The sequence below is a fragment of the Paraburkholderia sp. Cpub6 genome, from assembly GCF_014201065.1.
GTDB lineage: Bacteria > Pseudomonadota > Gammaproteobacteria > Burkholderiales > Burkholderiaceae > Paraburkholderia > Paraburkholderia tuberum.
In genome coordinates this window covers 12439-27758 of the sequence record NZ_JACHDM010000029.1, presented here as the reverse complement: position 1 = coordinate 27758, position 15320 = coordinate 12439, and the positions used below count along the sequence as shown (strand labels likewise).

Sequence of the window (15320 nt, the reverse complement as noted above, 5' to 3'; positions counted from 1 at the left end):
TCATGCGTGCCCGGCCTCGCCCGACAGCATCGACAACGACACGCCGAGCAGCGCGAGCGCCGCTTCGAGACGATCTTCGGCGGGCACGTCGAAAACGATCTTCGGATCGGCCTCGACCGTGAGCCAGCCGTTCTTGGAGATTTCGTCTTCGAGCTGACCCGCGCCCCAGCCGGCGTGGCCGAGCGTCAGCAGGAAACGCTCCGGACCGTTGCCGCTCGCGACGGCCTCGAGCACGTCTTTCGACGTGGTCATTTCGAGCCCGCCCGGCACCGACATCGACGACGTGTATGCGCTGCCGCCTTTCGGGTCGTGCAGCACGAAGCCGCGCTCGGTCTGCACCGGGCCGCCGAAATACACGGGGACATGGAGAAGCGGTTCGATCTCGAGCTTCAGATCGATGCGATTGAAGAGCGCCTGCAGGTCGATATCGGTCGGCCGGTTGATCACGAGGCCGAGCGCGCCGCGCTCACTGTGATCGCAAAGGTAGACCACCGTTCCTGAAAACGTCGGATCGGCCATGTTCGGCATGGCGATCAGGAACTGGTTGGTCAGATTGATGCGATCGGTACTCTTGGACATAGTTCGGATTTTAGCAAAGACGATGCGCGATGGCGGGCTGCTTAGCATTGCAACCCGTTGGGTTGCACGCTACGCGACGCGCCATCGACGCCGGATCAAGTTGCACTCTATCACGCGCGCGACTTGCGCCATGCCGCGATCAGGCGCCGAAACACCGCGTAGAACGGCACGTTCGGCGCGCGTCGCGAAGTAGCGGGATTGTGACTTGTCACAATGGGTTTCAGCGGGTTCGGCGCGCGTCGGTCGAAGCGTTGCGGACGCAATTCGCGCGCCACGTCGCGCGTTTGGTTCGACCCGGCTTGCGCTTCACGCGCCGCCCTGCTCGATCGCACGCGTGAGCGCGGCGAGCGCCGCCTGCGTGAAGCTGCCGCCCGCCGGCCCAACGCCCGCGGCGACCTTGTGCAGCGACGCACGCAAGGCCTCGGCGGCCTGCTCGAGCGTGTCGGCCGGCGGCGCGCCGACGATCACGTGCGCGCGCACCGCCGGCGTCGCGACGCTCGCATGCGCACGACGCCGCCATGCGAGACCGAGCGCGTCGGCGAGCAGCGCCACGTGACCGAGACCAAGCGCGCAGGCGGCCGAGCCAAGCCGGTAGGCGGCGTCGCCCGCCTGCAGCGCTTCGCTCGGGTCGGCTTTTTCCGGCTGATCGGCCGCGCGCGCATGGGCGGCGAGCGCCTCGATGGACGCGTCGGCGGTCTGCAGGAAGTCTTCGTACGCGTTCGCGTTGACGCTCAGCACGCCGAGATCGCGCGTGTGCGGCAGCGACTGCGCCTCGAGCGCGCCCGCCTCCCACAGCGCTTCCGACGACTGCGTGCCGGCGACGTGCCAGTCGACGGTCAAGCCATAATCGTGCAGCACCTCGACCTGGTCGGCGTCTTGCGCGGCCGCGCCGAACAGCGCGTAGTCGCGCCACAGCAGCGCGAGCGTCGCGCGCACCAGCGAACGCGGCGCGCGCTCGATGCCGCGCGCGTGATCGGCGAGCGCCAGGTTGCAGCGCGCGTAGAAGCGCCGCGCCTCGATATCGCGGATTGCGTGCCCGCGCGCGCGCAGCGCCTTCGCGCAGGCGCGCGCGAGCCGCCAGAAGTCATACGGATCTGGGCCCGCGAGTTCGGTGAACACGGCGTCGAGCTCGTCGAGCGCGGCGTTCGTGACCGCAAGCGCCACCGCGCTGCCTGTGTCGGCCTGCGAGCGCAGCACCGGCAGCAACGCGCGCTCGTAGCGCGCCCGCAGATGGGCAAGCTGATCGGCCGATTGCGCGTGCAGCGAAGCCGGCGGCACTGGCCGCGCGCACAGCGCGAGGTCTTCGAACGCGACGGCGGAGCCCGGCGTGGGTTCGATGAGTTGCGCACACAGCTCGCGGTAGTGGTTGAACAGGGTCGGCGAGCAACTGAGCTCGCGCAGATTGTGACGCTCGAGCGCCGCGCGGAAGTCGCGCAGCGCCGCGCCGAACACTGGCCGCGCGCTTTCCGCTTCGGCTGGCTCGCCGCTCGCGAGCGGCGAGAGCCGCACGAGGGCGTCGGTGAAACGCTGCGCGCTGAGCCAGCCCGCCGTGCGCAATGCATGCGACGCGCGCAGCAGCGCGGCACCGCTCTCGTCGCGCTGCTCGAACGCGAGCGACGCCTCGGCGAGCGCGAGTTCCGCAGGGCGGACCGCGCCGCCGCGCGGGTTCGGCAGTGCATCGATGGAAACGGGTGCTGCGGATCGAAGAGTCATGGGCAGGCGACACGAAGCTGACGGGGCCGTCGCTTCGCGCCGCATACTGAGTGAGCGGCCACCGCGCGAACCGGCGACAGGACAATGACAGACTACCGTTGCGACACGACGCGACCGGCGATGTTCCGCGCCGGCGCGCTCAGACAGGCGCCGGGCGTGCCGGACGCATCAAGCGATTGCAGCAATTGCGCGGCGGATGACGCCGCTGACTTTTCGGGATCGAAGCTCAGGGTTCAGGTTTGGACCGAATCTCGGGACCCGGTTTGGGGGCCGAAGCTTCCGGCGTGTCGCACGAGCCCATCAAACCGCGACGCCGGAACAATGATCAAGCGACGCGAACGACCGGCCGGCTGACGCCGGCGGCTTGCCGAACTTCAGATCTGGACCATTTCGAAGTCTTCCTTGCGCGCTCCGCACTCAGGACACGTCCAGTTGATGGGCACGTCTTCCCAGCGCGTGCCCGGCGCAATGCCTTCGTCGGGCAAGCCGGCCTCTTCGTCGTAAATCCAGCCGCAAATCAGGCACATCCAGCTTTGATATTCCATTCTTTTGTCGCGTCGTTGAGTCCGTGGAAGCGGGAGCCATGATGGTACCGTGTTGCCGCCCCCATGCCTAGCAATCGAAAACTCGCAATCGTAGCGTGGACCGGGCTTCGGCGGTGCGCCCGCGCGCCGTGCGCACGATGCTCGCGGCGTCATGCCGCATGGCGGTGGGGACACCCGGCAGCGCGATAGAGGGCGCCCTCGGCAAGCTCGCGGCGCTAGCGTGGCAACCTCAACGCGATCCCCGCCGGCCGCGCGTCAGCGGGCCGCGAGCCAGCCTCTGGCGATCCCCGCCGCGCGAAAAAACGCCCTCTCCACGGTTTAGGCCGCATAATTGAGCCAATTGCGCATTGCGCGCCGAAATCCTGCTTTCCTTATCCATTTTCATGCCCAGCGACACGCCTCCGATCGTCCTCACCTTCGGTCTCTCCGACCCCACCGGCGGCTCCGGCCTGCAGGCGGACCTGTTGACACTTGCCAGCATGGGCTGCCACGGCGTTTCCGTGCTCACGGGCTATACCGTGCGCGACTCGGCGAACTGCGACGAAGTCACCGGGCTCGACCCGGACATCGTCGCGACGCAGGCGCGCATGCTGCTCGAGGACATGCCGATCGCCGCATTCAAGGTCGGCGCGTGCACGCGCGCCGAAGTGGTCAGCGCGATCGCGGAAGTTGTCGCCGACTACGACGACATCCCGCTGATCCTCGCCCCGGACTTCACGCTCGACGACGAGCACGTGCTCGCCGCCGACGAACTGCGCGAAGCGATCGCCGATCTGCTCGCGCCGCAAACCACGCTGCTGGTCGCCGACTCGGCGACGCTGCTCGCGCTCGCGCAGCCCGACGGCGACGCGGAGGCGCCGAGCCTCGACGCGGCGATCTCGCATCTGCTGTCGCAGGGCTGCGAGTACATTCTGTCGACCGAAACCGGCACGCATCGGCTCGTCAATACACTCTTCAGCGAGGACGGCCAGTTGCGTCAGGACATGTGGGACCGCGCGCCGCATCGGTTGACGGGCCTGACCGATACGCTCGGCGCGGCGATCGCCGCGCTTCTCGCCAACGGCCAGGAGCCCGCGGAAGCGGTGCGCGAAAGCCAGGAGTATCTGTATCAGGCAGTGCGCAATGCGTTCCGGCCCGGCATGGGGGCGTACATGCCCGATCGCTTCTTCTGGGCGCGAAGCAGCGATGAAGACGAAACGCCGCCCGCGCAAGGCAAGGGCGCGGCGCCGGGGGAAGCGCGGCACTGACCTCGCCATTCGTCGGCATCTTAAAAACCCCTGTCAGCCGGTTTTTCATTAATGTGACTTTCGCGATTGGTGCGACTTTCCATTCGATTTATCCAAATTGAACAATGTAATTAGCGCGTAGCTATCGATACTGCCGCGCCCAATTCGTCTCGCGGGCATCCAGTCAATTATTTTGCATAGCCGCATGAATCTTGCTGTCGGCGATGCAACCAGACGTTTTACCGCGTAATCAAACGTTACAACGCCGATGACATCTTTTGTCTAGACTTTACGCATCACGATCAGTCATATGTCCCCACATGTCATTTCCCACCTTTTTCATCCATCCACCGAAATGCGGCGGTTCGACCGTTATTTCGTTTTTTGATTTGAATAAAGGTAATGACCAATTCATTAGCTTTGTCTGGGATCAGGATGGATGGGGAAACTGTCGCGCAAAACTGCTCGAGACGCAGGTAGGCGGCGGTCATCTCCCGTATGGCATTCATCGGATGATCAAACATCCGGTCAACTACTGCACGATCCTGCGCGAGCCGCTCGCGCGCCAGATCTCGCACTACTGGTATGCGGCGAACGGCAAGAACGGCGAGGTCACACGCGGCGTCAGCGTGTCCACGCCGGAAGCTCTGGCGCAGCAAGGTGTGCTGTCGCTCGACGAGTGGGTCAGCGAATCGCTCGGCGGCAAGAACCTGTTCGTGCACATGTTGAGCGGCGAGCCAGTGGCTAACCAAACGAGCCTCGCCGTTGCGCAAATCCATTTGCGCGAACAGATCGGCACCGTCGGCGTCTGCGAGGACATGAGCGAATTCTTACTGCGGCTTTGCGGTTCGACTGGGATAAAATTGCCGTTCTATTTCGAAGCGAATCGCACCAATGGCACGGCGAAGGGCAAGGCTCACTTAAGCGACGCAACAAGACAAAAATTTATCGAGGACAATAGCCTCGATTACGAACTGTTCCGCGACGCGAGTCAGATCGTGGAAGCTTACGCGAAAGAAACGGGCAGCGTCTTTTCGAATGCGCTCGAATTGGTCCGCGTGATTCAGTCCGAAATCGATCAGCTCGACAATCCGCACGTCTATAGTTCGACCGTTTTCGGCTTCGACGGCTCATTCCTGTCGCGCGTGCATGAGGTGATCCGCCGCTTCGATCTCGCGCCGATCGATACCTATCTGGAGTTCGCGCGAAGCCGGCAGCGTCCGCCGGTCGACCTGTTCGACGGTTTTGTCGACACGGTGCGCGACGGCGTAGTGTGCGGCTGGGCCGTCAACCTGAGCGAGCCGCAGCGGCAGGTACCGCTCGAGGTGCGGGTCGGCACGCAGATCATCGCGACCGGCTGCAGCGGCGAGCCGCGGCCCGATGTGGCGAGCGCCGGCTATCCGAGCGCAAACAGCGGATTTTCGATTCCACTGCCGAACGATATTTTGGAAGGCTTTCGCGTTACCATTGCCAATTCCACCGAAAGCCTGCACAACGCCGGCACGTGGCGGCAAGGCTGGCACTGCGAATGAGCCAGAAGAGCCAAGAGAACCTATCCATGAAAGAGCCGCCCCAGTTCGTGCAACGCTTCCACGGCAAGATCGCGGTGCAGGACCGCATACGCATGTTCGATCAGATGCCCGCCACGATCTGGCTGACCGGCCTGTCCGGCGCCGGCAAATCGACGCTCGCGTTCGCGCTCGAGGAGCAGCTGATCGCGCTCGGTCACGCCTGCTATGTGCTCGACGGCGACAACATCCGCCACGGTCTGGCGAGCGACCTTGGATTCGAGCCCAACGACCGGCGCGAAAACATCCGCCGGGTCGCGCACGTCGCCCAATTGATGAACGACGCGGGTCTGATCGTGATTTCCGCGCTGATTTCGCCGCTACGCGAAGATCGGGCGATGGCGCGCGCGATCATCGGTGCCGACAAGTTCGTCGAAACCTATGTGTCCGCCTCGCTCGCCACCTGCGCGAGCCGCGATCCCAAAGGTCTTTACGCGAAAGCGAGGTCTGGCGAGATCAGCTCGTTCACCGGCGTATCAGCGCCCTATGAAGCGCCGATCGATCCCGACCTGCACGTCGACACGGGAACGCTGAGCCCCGCGCAAAGCGTCGCGCAGATCTTCCACTACCTGCGCGAAAAGTGCCTCGGAAGGTCCTCTCATCGCTCGGCTCACGCCGCGGGCGCCTGATCCGGCAAAAGGGCGTCCGCAAGCGCTCGCCAGCAAGCACATCAACGCCGGCCCCAAACGAAAAAAAACCCGCATAAGCGGGTTTTTTCGTTTGGGGAAACGCCTCGCGGCGCACTCCCCACATGGACTTTCCAGCCGGGCCTCGTCCGTGATCCAGACGCGCGGCAGTTCAACCACGCGGCCGGACCACGAGGCCCGAGCGGAATTACATGTCCATGCCCATGCCGCCCATGCCGCCGGGCATGCCGCCAGGCATCGGAGCATCTTCCTTCGGCAGTTCGCAGACAGCTGCGTCGGTCGTCAGCAGCAGGCCAGCAACCGAAGCTGCGTTTTGCAGCGCCGTGCGCGTCACCTTCGTCGGGTCCACGACACCTGCGTCGACCAGGTCGACGTACTCGCCGGTCGCTGCGTTGTAGCCGTAGTTGCCCTTGCCAGCAGCAACCGCTGCCACGACGACACTCGCTTCTTCGCCACCGTTGGCGACGATCTGGCGCAGCGGCTCTTCCATGGCGCGCAGAACGATCTTGATACCTGCGTCCTGATCGGCGTTAGCGCCCTTCAGGCCAGCGATTGCCGTACGTGCACGGATCAGCGCGACGCCGCCACCCGCCACGATGCCTTCTTCCACAGCCGCGCGCGTTGCGTGCAGTGCGTCTTCGACACGTGCCTTCTTTTCCTTCATTTCGACTTCGGTCGCAGCACCGACCTTGATCACCGCAACACCGCCTGCCAGCTTGGCGACGCGCTCTTGCAGCTTTTCACGGTCGTAGTCCGAGGTCGCTTCTTCGATCTGCGTGCGCACTTGCTTGACGCGAGCTTCGATGTTCGCTGCTTCGCCAGCGCCGTCGATGATCGTGGTGTTTTCCTTGCCCACTTCGATGCGCTTCGCCTGGCCCAGTTCAGCCAGCGTTGCCTTCTCGAGCGTGAGGCCGGTTTCTTCAGCGATGACCTGACCGCCGGTCAGGATCGCGATGTCTTCCAGCATCGCCTTACGACGATCGCCGAAGCCCGGAGCCTTGACGGCAACGGTCTTCAGGATGCCGCGGATGTTGTTGACGACCAGCGTTGCGAGCGCTTCGCCTTCGACGTCTTCAGCGATGATCAGCAGCGGACGGCCAGCCTTCGCGACTTGCTCGAGCACCGGCAGCAGGTCACGGATGTTCGACACCTTCTTGTCGTGCAGCAGCACGAACGGGTTCTCGAGCACGGCGACTTGCTTGTCCGGGTTGTTGATGAAATACGGCGACAGGTAGCCGCGGTCGAATTGCATACCTTCGACGACGTCCAGCTCGTCTTGCAGCGACTTGCCGTCTTCGACGGTGATCACGCCTTCCTTGCCGACCTTGTCCATTGCTTCAGCGATGCGCTCGCCGATCGACGAATCGCTGTTCGCCGAGATCGCGCCAACCTGGGCGATTTCCTTGTTGGTCGTGCACGGCTTGCTGATCTTGCGCAGTTCTTCGATTGCGGCTGCAACAGCCTTGTCGATACCGCGTTTCAGGTCCATCGGGTTCATGCCCGATGCGACGTACTTCATGCCTTCGCGGACGATCGATTGCGCGAGAACCGTAGCGGTCGTCGTGCCGTCGCCTGCGTTGTCGCTGGTCTTGGAAGCGACTTCCTTGACCATTTGCGCGCCCATGTTCTGGAGCTTGTCCTTCAGTTCGATCTCTTTCGCGACCGACACACCGTCCTTGGTGACCGTCGGGCCGCCGAAGCTGCGCTCGAGAACCACGTTGCGGCCCTTCGGACCCAGCGTGACCTTCACGGCGTTGGCGAGAATATTCACGCCTTCGACCATCTTGGCACGGGCGGAATCACCGAATACGACGTCTTTAGCTGCCATCTTCTAACTCCTTGAATACTTTGGATATAACCGGTGAAGTAGCGACCTTGCGCTTACTTCTGCACCACGGCCATGATGTCTTCTTCGCGCATCACGAGCAGTTCGTTGCCGTCGACCTTGACGGTCTGGCCTGCGTACTTGCCGAACAGGACGCGGTCGCCGACCTTCACGTCGAGCGCAATGGCTGCGCCCTTGTCGTCGCGCTTGCCCGGGCCGACTGCGAGGATTTCACCTTGATCCGGCTTTTCCGCTGCGGCTTCGGGGATCACGATGCCCGACGCGGTCTTGGTTTCCTGATCCAGACGTTTGACGATCACGCGATCATGCAAAGGACGAAGGTTCATACATACTCCTCTCTGATTGAGACTGAAGAACGCTGAGAAAAACCCGGCTGGCCGAGCCAACCGGAGATGTTGTTAGCACTCTCGTGCAGCGAGTGCTAATTATATGGACGGGCAGTGACAAATTCAAGAAGGGGGAACGCGGTCGAAGGTCTCTGACCCTGAAACGTGATTCGCTCGGGCTTGAACCCCGCCCCGTGCGGAACGTCTGCCGTTCGGCATTTTCTCTAAGAAAACAATAATTTACCGACGTGTTGCGTCGAGATTCGGCCCTTCGTGAAGAAAGAGGCGAGCCATGACGAGGCAGCGACTTCGGAGCGGCGCGCCCGCTCGAAACGTCAAACCCAGGGAAATCCCCATAAGCGCGGGCCGTTACGATAGTCAGCCTTCAGGCAAGTCGAGGCGGCTCGTGAATGTGCTTCACGGCTGAGGCACCAGTCGGTCCAGGTATATCTGGACCGTTGCAGCGGCCGTTGATAGTGGGATTGTGAAATTGATAGCAGCTGCAAGGACGATACTTGCAGAACCGTAGCGCTATAACTGAGTTCGAAAGATTTGAGATCTTTCCACTCTGAAGATCAGCGACAAATATGTCCAACTGACAAGTCGGTAATTGCGCTCCTCCAGATAGCGAAATATGGCGGAATCTATTACTTCCCTTATCGAAGTCAGCGTCGACTCCACAATGATGATCTTTGGTTTATACCTGCTGATATCAATCGATCGCAAGACTTCGTAATCGTGACCTTCCACGTCGATGGAAAGCAGATCGATTTCCTGGCCGGCGTACGGGGTGTGCTCGAGAACGTCGTTCAATGTGGTGGTTTCAACGGTCCGGACAGAGATAGGCTTCTGGACTTCGGCCGCAGCCACTATGGGATCTATGGTCGAAGTCAACCCATAATTTGAAAAATTATAGACTTCCTTGAGCTGTTTCTCGTTCGAGACGGCCGCACATACATTGACATCACCAGACCGCGCAAGAGAAAACGTTTCAATTTTCACTGGATCCATGTCTATGTTGATGCCGCGCCAACCACGCTTGTAAAGCGCATGTGTGTTCGAGAACTTGACAGGGTGGTATGCACCAACGTCGACATAAACACCCTTATTGCACCGGGGACTGATTATCTCGCGCAACACCGCGTCCTCTCCAAACTGCGAGTAGTACAAACGCGGCCCGCGTGTTATCCACGTCTTGCGGACGAGCCAAAGGAAGTGTCCGAACGTCTTCGGGTTCAACATAATCGCTCCCCACTTCGAAACGATAACGGCAATAGGTCAAACAGCGTTTGACCTGGAAGCTTGCCGAGCAGAAGGTCGGTCCGGCATTACGTTAGCTAATATTCGCATAGCAGGCCTCATTACCGCTGCAAATGTGCCGTAGTACGGACAAAACGATATTCGCGAATTAGTTACATGCTCGAAAAGTCGTTGACAGTTACATCTGCAGACTACTCGACGGTTAGCCGAACATTAAGCGAAAGTCATAATAATGTGTATTTTTGGCCGAAACCGTCGAGTGATGCAAAAAGCTCCCGGTTCCAGTCGGTTCGCATGTCGCGGAATACAGCCGCGCGAGATTCAGCCCGGCGAAGCCTTCTGCATCAGGCCACGATCCGCCAGTTTCGGTCGCCCGACAGCGCGCTCGTTTCACTTCACTTCTGCGCAGGCCGGTGCAACGCATTACCCGCCATCCACTTGAGCCGTTCGCAATTGACCTTGATGCGCGCCGCGAATTCCTTCGGATCTCGCTCGCGCAGTGCGTTCATCTGGCTATTGGTGATGTCGGCGCGGTGCCAGCCCGTGTCCCAGTGCTGATCGAAATCGGTCGCACCGGTCAGGACCTTTCGGAGCCGCTCCTTATAGGCGCCGATCCGCTCGGGCGACACGTCGCAAAACGCCTGCGCGAAGCTTGCGCGCTCGCCCGCCGTCTCCGCGCTCAGGTTGGCGTCGCTCGCACCGCTCGCGAGCGGCGCGGCGAGCGACAGCACCGACAGACAGAACGCTGCGCAAAGCGGCCGATAGCGATACGATAGGTTTTTCATCTTCGACTCCTGACGATCCTTCGTGGCGACCAGGGATTGTCCCGATCTTCAACGCCGCCTCGCCGATTGTGTCCTGATTGCACTGCACGATGGCGTTTTCGCGCGCTATCCGATGCATCGCGTGGCCAAACCGCGGTGCTACGCTCGTTAAAGCGGCATTCGCGACGTGCCCGTTCCGGGGAGCCGTGGCGCAAGCACCGCAACGCCACGGCCTATCGGCAGGCCGCGACAGAAGCACGAGCGCCAGGCATGAGAACGAGCTCGAACACGACGCGCAACGAGCACAGAACGAAAGCACGACACGAAATCAAACACAAAAAGGCGAGACATCGCTGCGGGAGTGACTGCGATGGCATTTAGAACATATACCGTACTGACGCTGTTGGTGACGAGCACTGCCGCGTTCGCGTGGCGGCCTGTCACCTATCCGATCCGAAGTCAGAGCCCTTACGAGCGCAGCATCGACAACGCGATGTGCTACGCCGAGGCGAACCGCGTGACCGGGGTCAACATGGCCCACGAGTCGCAGATTCCGCCGCGTCAGCCGCCCGCGGCCAAAGGTGCGTCGACCGGCGTACCGTCGAAGCCGCCGCTTCCGCCTAGTTCCTTCTCAGCCACGCCGCTGCCGTGGAGCGCGAGCGCGCCCGAAGCCGCGAGCGCGCCGTTGGCTGGCGCGCAAGCGCCTGGCGGCGCATCGTCGGCGAAACCGGTGAACGAAGCCGCGGCCGGCGCCAGCGCGCCAGGCGCGCCAGCCACCGCGGCGGCGAATGCACCGTCGAACGCATCGGCGGCGGCACCGGGCGCGAGCGAGAACGCGGCACCCGGCGCGTCGGATGGGGCGGCCGCTTCGCTGCAGGCCAACGCGGCGTCGAACGTGAAGCTGCCGCCGCTACCCGCGCCCGAGCCGCCGATGACCCGCTATTGGGCCGCCTACGGCGCGTGCATGCAGGCGCGCGGTTACGTCGTCCAGTAGTCCGGCCGACGCCGCTTGCGGGCGTCGTTGCATTCATTCTTTTTGATGGCGCCGCCCTTCGGCGCCAGTGGAGCGACACGGCCATGCCGCGCGACACGACCTCCGACCAGCCGTTTTTCCATCACTGCGCATACTGCGGCGTGCCGCTGCCGGGCCGCTTTTCGCCGTGTCCCGCATGCCATGCGCTGCCGATCGATTCGTTCGATACGGACGACAAGCCCGGCGAGCGCTCCGCGCGATCCCGGGCGCTGAGCGCATCGCGCACGCAACTCGAACCGCTGCCAGCGGCCGCGAGCTTGCCCGCGGACCGTTCCTCGCGACGCTCCGCGCAAACGAAGATGAGCCCCTACGATCTGCTCGACGAAGCGACGTTCGAGCCAGGCGGGCGTCGACGGCGGCATCCGCTCGCGCTTGCCGCAGCCGCGCTCGCGGCGCTCGGCGTCGTGTACGTCGGCTTCGTTCTACTCAACGACGACGATGCGAGCGTCGACACGCCGGTCACGGTCTTCGGCACGGTGCGCCCGGACAACCCTGGCCAAGCCCCTGCACAGAACGTTGCGCAGAATGCGGCGCCGTCGGTTGCCGCGGCGCCGAAGCCGGCGTCGATCGTCGCGCAACCGCCGCGTCCCGTTGTCGCCGCGCGGCAGCAACCGGCGAAAGTGCACGCGTCCCCCGTCGCGCCACCGGCACCGCCCGTCGTGGCGACCGCGTCCACCGTAGCGCGATCGTCACCGCCCGTCGTGGCGACCGCGCCGACCGTCGCGCCATCGTCAACGCAGGTCGTTGCGACCGCGCCCGCCGTAGCGCGATCGAGCCCGCCCATTGTGGCGACCGCACCGACCGTCGCGCCATCGTCACCGCCCGTCGTTGCGACCGCGCCTGCCGTGGCGCGATCGGCTCCACCCGTCGTGGCGACCGCGCCCGTCCCAGCGCGACCGTCAACGCCCGTCGTTGCGACCACGCCGACCGCAGCGCGACCGACACCGCCCGTTGTCACGACCGCGCGCGCCGTAGCGTCAACGAAGACATCGAGCGCGGCCATCTCCGCGCCCACGCCGCGTGGCACGGCGCTCGCGTCGACCAGCACCAACACCAACACCGACACGATGGCCGCCCCGCTCACGCAAGCCGACAAACAGCGCGCCGACGCCGAGCGCAATCTGAAAGCCGCGCACGGCTATCTGCAACGAGGCAATCTGGCGGCGACCAGAGCACGCCTCGCCGCCGTAATCACCGCGCAGCCCGACAATCGCGACGCGCGCAGCATGCGCGCCCAGGTGAGCACGCTGGAGCAGCAACGCGACGCGTTGCTGAGCCTCGCGCGCGGCTGCAGCAACGTGGGACATTGGGAGTGCGCGTCGCACAACGCCAACGAGGCGTTGCGGATCGATTCGAGCAGCAAGGCCGCGCAACGGCTCGTCGCGCTCGCGTCGCACGAGTCGGCGTGGCAGACCATGCAGCCGACGGCGGAAGAGTCGCGCGCATTGCGCGATCTGCTGCGTCACCACTAAGGATTGCGAGGTATCTCGCGGGACGGCGGCACGGGCGTGCAGTCGATCACGCCCGCCCGCGCGGCGCCCCGAAAGACGCGCGCGCGGGCAGCAGTGTCAGCCGGCGATGCTGTCGTAGCCGTAATAGCCGCCCTGATACCCTGAGCCGAGAAACGCCGCTTCCTGCGGCACGTCGGTGAGCAGCACGCCGCGCAGACCGACGCCACCGTTACGCAGGCGTTTGGTGGTTTCGATGATCTCATGCAGCGGTTGACGCCCATGCCGCACGACGAGCAGCGTCGTCGCCGCGTATTTGCCGATCAGCGTCGAGTCGGTCACGGCGAGCACCGGCGGCGTGTCGATGATCACGACGTCGTATTGCGGCTTCAACACCTCGAGCATCGCTTCGAAGCGTTTGCTCATCAGCAGCTCGGCCGGGTGCGAAGGCAGCGTGCCTTTCGCGAGCACGTCGAGGTTGGGCAGCACGTCGCGCTGGATCATCGCGTTGAGATCGCCGCCGCACAGCACGTCGGACAGTCCCGGCCGATGGCTGACGCCGAAATGCGAATGCACGTCGCCGCGTCGCATATCGGCGTCGATGATCAGCACGCGCTTGTTCGCCGACGCGACCAGCGTCGCCAGATTCACCGACAGGAACGACTTGCCCGCATCGGGCCGCGAGCCGGTGATCATCACGACGTTGTTGGCCGCATGATCGAGCGACAGCTGCAGCGAGGTGCGCAGATTGCGCACCCCTTCCACCGCGATATCTTCGGGCGCCTGTTGCGCCAGCACATGCTGCCCGCGCTGGCGCAGCGACACCTTTTCCTGCAGGCGCAATTGCGTCTGGCTGCGCGGCACCACCGCGAATACCGGCACGCCGAGCATCCCCTCGAGTTCGTCCGGGCGCTCCACGCCGCCGCGCATCGCGCGCCGCAAGAAGACCAGCAGCAAGCCGAGCGCGAGGCCGCCGCCGAGCGAGATCAGGATCACCAGCATGCGCTTCGGCCACACCGGATCGTCGGGCGTTTCGGCGAAGTCCACCACGCGCACGCCGCCCACCTGCCCCGCCTGCGCGACCCGCAGTCGCTGCACGCTGTTGAGCAGGTTCGTGTACAGATCGGTGTTCACGTGCACGTCGCGCTGCAGACGCAGCGCGGTCTGCTCGGTGTCGGGCATCGTCGAGACGCTGTGGTTCATCGTGCTCTGCGCGCCCTGCAACGCGGCGATCTGCGCATCGAGCGCGGCGACCATCGGATGATTCGGCGTAAAACGCTGCAACAGCTCCGCGCGCTGCTGCTGCAGATCGAGCAGCTTCGTCTTGTTGTCGACGATCTGCTGCAGCAGCAGCTTGCTTTCTTCACCGAGATCGACGGCGCCATGTGTATTGCGGAACTTGCCGTAGCGCTCTTCCGCGTCGTCGAGCGCCTTGCGCGCGTCGGGCAGTTGCTGTTCGAGATACGCGAGCGTGTGGTCGGATTCGGTCGATCGGCTCGCGAGATCCTGCCGCACGAACTGGCGCGCCACGTTGTTGACGATCGCCGCGGTCAGCGCCGGATCGGCGCCTTCGAGACTCACGCGGATCACGCCGGAGTCCTCCGCCGTTTCCTGCACGACCATCGTCTTCGCCAGACGCTCTACCGTGCCGAGCGTCGACGCGCGCGTCAGCTCGAAACGCGAGCCGGGCGCGCCGACCAGTGTGTCGACGTGCAGCGTGACCGGGCCGACCGCGGTATCGGTTTGCACGGTCTCGCCGACGCGCCCCGACAGGATCGCGCTGCCGTGAGGATCGCGCAGCATGAAGGTGTTGCCGGCGCCCGCGACCAGCGTGAAGGTCTCGCCATACAAGTCCTTCGACGTGTCGAAGCGCGACACCGCGATGCTCTCGTTGCCCCACGCGAACCCGCGCAGGTTGACGAACGACGGCAGCCGGAACCACCAGTGCCCGTTCACGAGTCCGGCGATCTTGCTGCCGATCACCGGCAGATAACGCGGCTTCGCCGTAATGTCGAGGTGCAGCGCGCGGACCGCTTCCTCGGTGACGAGACGCGACTTCAAAAGCTCGATCTGCGCCGCGGTCGACGGCTTCGAATCGTACGCGCCGGGAAGCGGCGCCGCCGCGTCCCGGCCGTTCGCATTGACGTTCACCGCGTTCGCCGTCCTGTCCTGGACGTGAAACAGCACGTCCGAACGATAGACCGGCGGCGTGAGGAACGCGTACGCGCAACCGAGCGCGAGCGCGATCAGCGTCACGGTGAGGATCGTGCGCCAACCGCGCACGATCGTGCGCACGTAGTCCGACAGATGCAACTGCCCCGGTTCATACACGCCGGCGTAACGGTTTTCGTAATTGATTGCCATG

The 15320-nt window shown here is 63.9% G+C and carries 14 protein-coding genes; 5 read left to right on the top strand and 9 right to left on the bottom strand.

The genetic code is table 11. The annotated features are described in order from the left end of the window. From HDG33_RS31240 to HDG33_RS31230, 3 genes are all read right to left on the bottom strand, one after another. Positions 1–579 (bottom strand): YqgE/AlgH family protein, encoded by a 579-nt coding sequence (locus tag HDG33_RS31240; RefSeq protein ID WP_090803272.1) that lies wholly within the window; start codon positions 577–579, stop codon positions 1–3. 306 nt (positions 580–885) lie between these two features. Continuing rightward, positions 886–2292 (bottom strand): hypothetical protein, encoded by a 1407-nt coding sequence (locus tag HDG33_RS31235; protein WP_184038464.1) that lies wholly within the window; start codon positions 2290–2292, stop codon positions 886–888. A gap of 374 nt (positions 2293–2666) precedes the next feature. Further along, entirely contained in the window at positions 2667–2837 is a 171-nt protein-coding gene (locus tag HDG33_RS31230) for a rubredoxin (protein ID WP_006047743.1), read from the bottom strand. A 383-nt stretch (positions 2838–3220) separates the two neighbouring features. Here HDG33_RS31230 and HDG33_RS31225 point away from each other — a divergent pair, with 383 nt between their 5' ends. Further along, positions 3221–4084, top strand: a complete 864-nt coding sequence (locus tag HDG33_RS31225) for a hydroxymethylpyrimidine/phosphomethylpyrimidine kinase (RefSeq protein ID WP_090803266.1) — start codon at positions 3221–3223, stop codon at positions 4082–4084. Positions 4085–4386: 302 nt separating this feature from the next. On the opposite strand, the gene HDG33_RS37750 is transcribed toward HDG33_RS31225, so the two are convergent. Continuing rightward, positions 4387–4587: a hypothetical protein gene (locus HDG33_RS37750; RefSeq protein WP_260330646.1), complete on the bottom strand. Its 201-nt coding sequence runs from the start codon at positions 4585–4587 to the stop codon at positions 4387–4389. Between HDG33_RS37750 and HDG33_RS31220 the strand changes: the two genes are divergently transcribed. Both HDG33_RS31220 and cysC read left to right on the top strand, forming a co-directional pair. Next, the gene (locus HDG33_RS31220; RefSeq protein WP_260330645.1) at positions 4576–5595 is read left to right on the top strand and encodes a chondroitin 4-O-sulfotransferase; all 1020 of its coding nucleotides are present in this window, start codon (positions 4576–4578) and stop codon (positions 5593–5595) included. The two genes, HDG33_RS37750 and HDG33_RS31220, sit on opposite strands and share 12 nt — an antisense overlap. A gap of 26 nt (positions 5596–5621) precedes the next feature. Continuing rightward, positions 5622–6260, top strand: a complete 639-nt coding sequence (cysC, locus tag HDG33_RS31215) for an adenylyl-sulfate kinase (RefSeq protein ID WP_184038457.1) — start codon at positions 5622–5624, stop codon at positions 6258–6260. 205 nt (positions 6261–6465) lie between these two features. On the opposite strand, the gene groL is transcribed toward cysC, so the two are convergent. The 4 genes from groL to HDG33_RS31195 form a co-directional block, all read right to left on the bottom strand. After that, on the bottom strand, positions 6466–8106 hold the full coding sequence (gene groL, locus HDG33_RS31210; protein WP_018419577.1) for a chaperonin GroEL: 1641 nt from the start codon (positions 8104–8106) through the stop codon (positions 6466–6468). 53 nt (positions 8107–8159) lie between these two features. Beyond that, the gene (gene groES, locus HDG33_RS31205; RefSeq protein WP_008923887.1) at positions 8160–8450 is read right to left on the bottom strand and encodes a co-chaperone GroES; all 291 of its coding nucleotides are present in this window, start codon (positions 8448–8450) and stop codon (positions 8160–8162) included. Between the two features lie 531 nt (positions 8451–8981). Next, positions 8982–9692 carry an FkbM family methyltransferase gene (locus HDG33_RS31200; protein ID WP_260330644.1) on the bottom strand — a complete coding sequence of 237 codons (711 nt, stop codon included), beginning with the start codon at positions 9690–9692 and terminating at the stop codon, positions 8982–8984. 413 nt (positions 9693–10105) lie between these two features. Beyond that, positions 10106–10495, bottom strand: coding sequence for a hypothetical protein (locus tag HDG33_RS31195; protein WP_184038454.1), 390 nt, complete (start codon positions 10493–10495; stop codon positions 10106–10108). A 349-nt stretch (positions 10496–10844) separates the two neighbouring features. Here HDG33_RS31195 and HDG33_RS31190 point away from each other — a divergent pair, with 349 nt between their 5' ends. Beyond that, the gene (locus tag HDG33_RS31190) at positions 10845–11468 is read left to right on the top strand and encodes a hypothetical protein (protein ID WP_184038451.1); all 624 of its coding nucleotides are present in this window, start codon (positions 10845–10847) and stop codon (positions 11466–11468) included. Between the two features lie 83 nt (positions 11469–11551). After that, positions 11552–12979, top strand: coding sequence for a hypothetical protein (locus HDG33_RS31185; protein WP_184038448.1), 1428 nt, complete (start codon positions 11552–11554; stop codon positions 12977–12979). 96 nt (positions 12980–13075) lie between these two features. Here HDG33_RS31185 and HDG33_RS31180 read toward each other — a convergent pair whose 3' ends face one another. Next, positions 13076–15319: a polysaccharide biosynthesis tyrosine autokinase gene (locus HDG33_RS31180; protein WP_184038444.1), complete on the bottom strand. Its 2244-nt coding sequence runs from the start codon at positions 15317–15319 to the stop codon at positions 13076–13078. Between the last annotated feature and the right edge of the window lies 1 nt (position 15320).

Excerpts from the sequence above, each read along its gene's own strand:
- HDG33_RS31200 (WP_260330644.1), bottom strand. The coding sequence starts at position 9,692 with ATGTTGAACCCGAAGACGTTCGGACACTTCCTTTGGCTCGTCCGCAAG.
- HDG33_RS31230 (WP_006047743.1), bottom strand. The coding sequence starts at position 2,837 with ATGGAATATCAAAGCTGGATGTGCCTGATTTGCGGCTGGATTTACGAC.
- HDG33_RS31190 (WP_184038451.1), top strand. The coding sequence starts at position 10,845 with ATGGCATTTAGAACATATACCGTACTGACGCTGTTGGTGACGAGCACT.
- HDG33_RS31195 (WP_184038454.1), bottom strand. The coding sequence starts at position 10,495 with ATGAAAAACCTATCGTATCGCTATCGGCCGCTTTGCGCAGCGTTCTGT.
- HDG33_RS37750 (WP_260330646.1), bottom strand. The coding sequence starts at position 4,587 with ATGTTTGATCATCCGATGAATGCCATACGGGAGATGACCGCCGCCTAC.
- HDG33_RS31220 (WP_260330645.1), top strand. The coding sequence starts at position 4,576 with ATGATCAAACATCCGGTCAACTACTGCACGATCCTGCGCGAGCCGCTC.
- HDG33_RS31240 (WP_090803272.1), bottom strand. The coding sequence starts at position 579 with ATGTCCAAGAGTACCGATCGCATCAATCTGACCAACCAGTTCCTGATC.
- cysC (WP_184038457.1), top strand. The coding sequence starts at position 5,622 with ATGAAAGAGCCGCCCCAGTTCGTGCAACGCTTCCACGGCAAGATCGCG.
- HDG33_RS31225 (WP_090803266.1), top strand. The coding sequence starts at position 3,221 with ATGCCCAGCGACACGCCTCCGATCGTCCTCACCTTCGGTCTCTCCGAC.
- HDG33_RS31185 (WP_184038448.1), top strand. The coding sequence starts at position 11,552 with ATGCCGCGCGACACGACCTCCGACCAGCCGTTTTTCCATCACTGCGCA.
- groES (WP_008923887.1), bottom strand. The coding sequence starts at position 8,450 with ATGAACCTTCGTCCTTTGCATGATCGCGTGATCGTCAAACGTCTGGAT.
- HDG33_RS31180 (WP_184038444.1), bottom strand. The coding sequence starts at position 15,319 with ATGGCAATCAATTACGAAAACCGTTACGCCGGCGTGTATGAACCGGGG.
- HDG33_RS31235 (WP_184038464.1), bottom strand. The coding sequence starts at position 2,292 with ATGACTCTTCGATCCGCAGCACCCGTTTCCATCGATGCACTGCCGAAC.
- groL (WP_018419577.1), bottom strand. The coding sequence starts at position 8,106 with ATGGCAGCTAAAGACGTCGTATTCGGTGATTCCGCCCGTGCCAAGATG.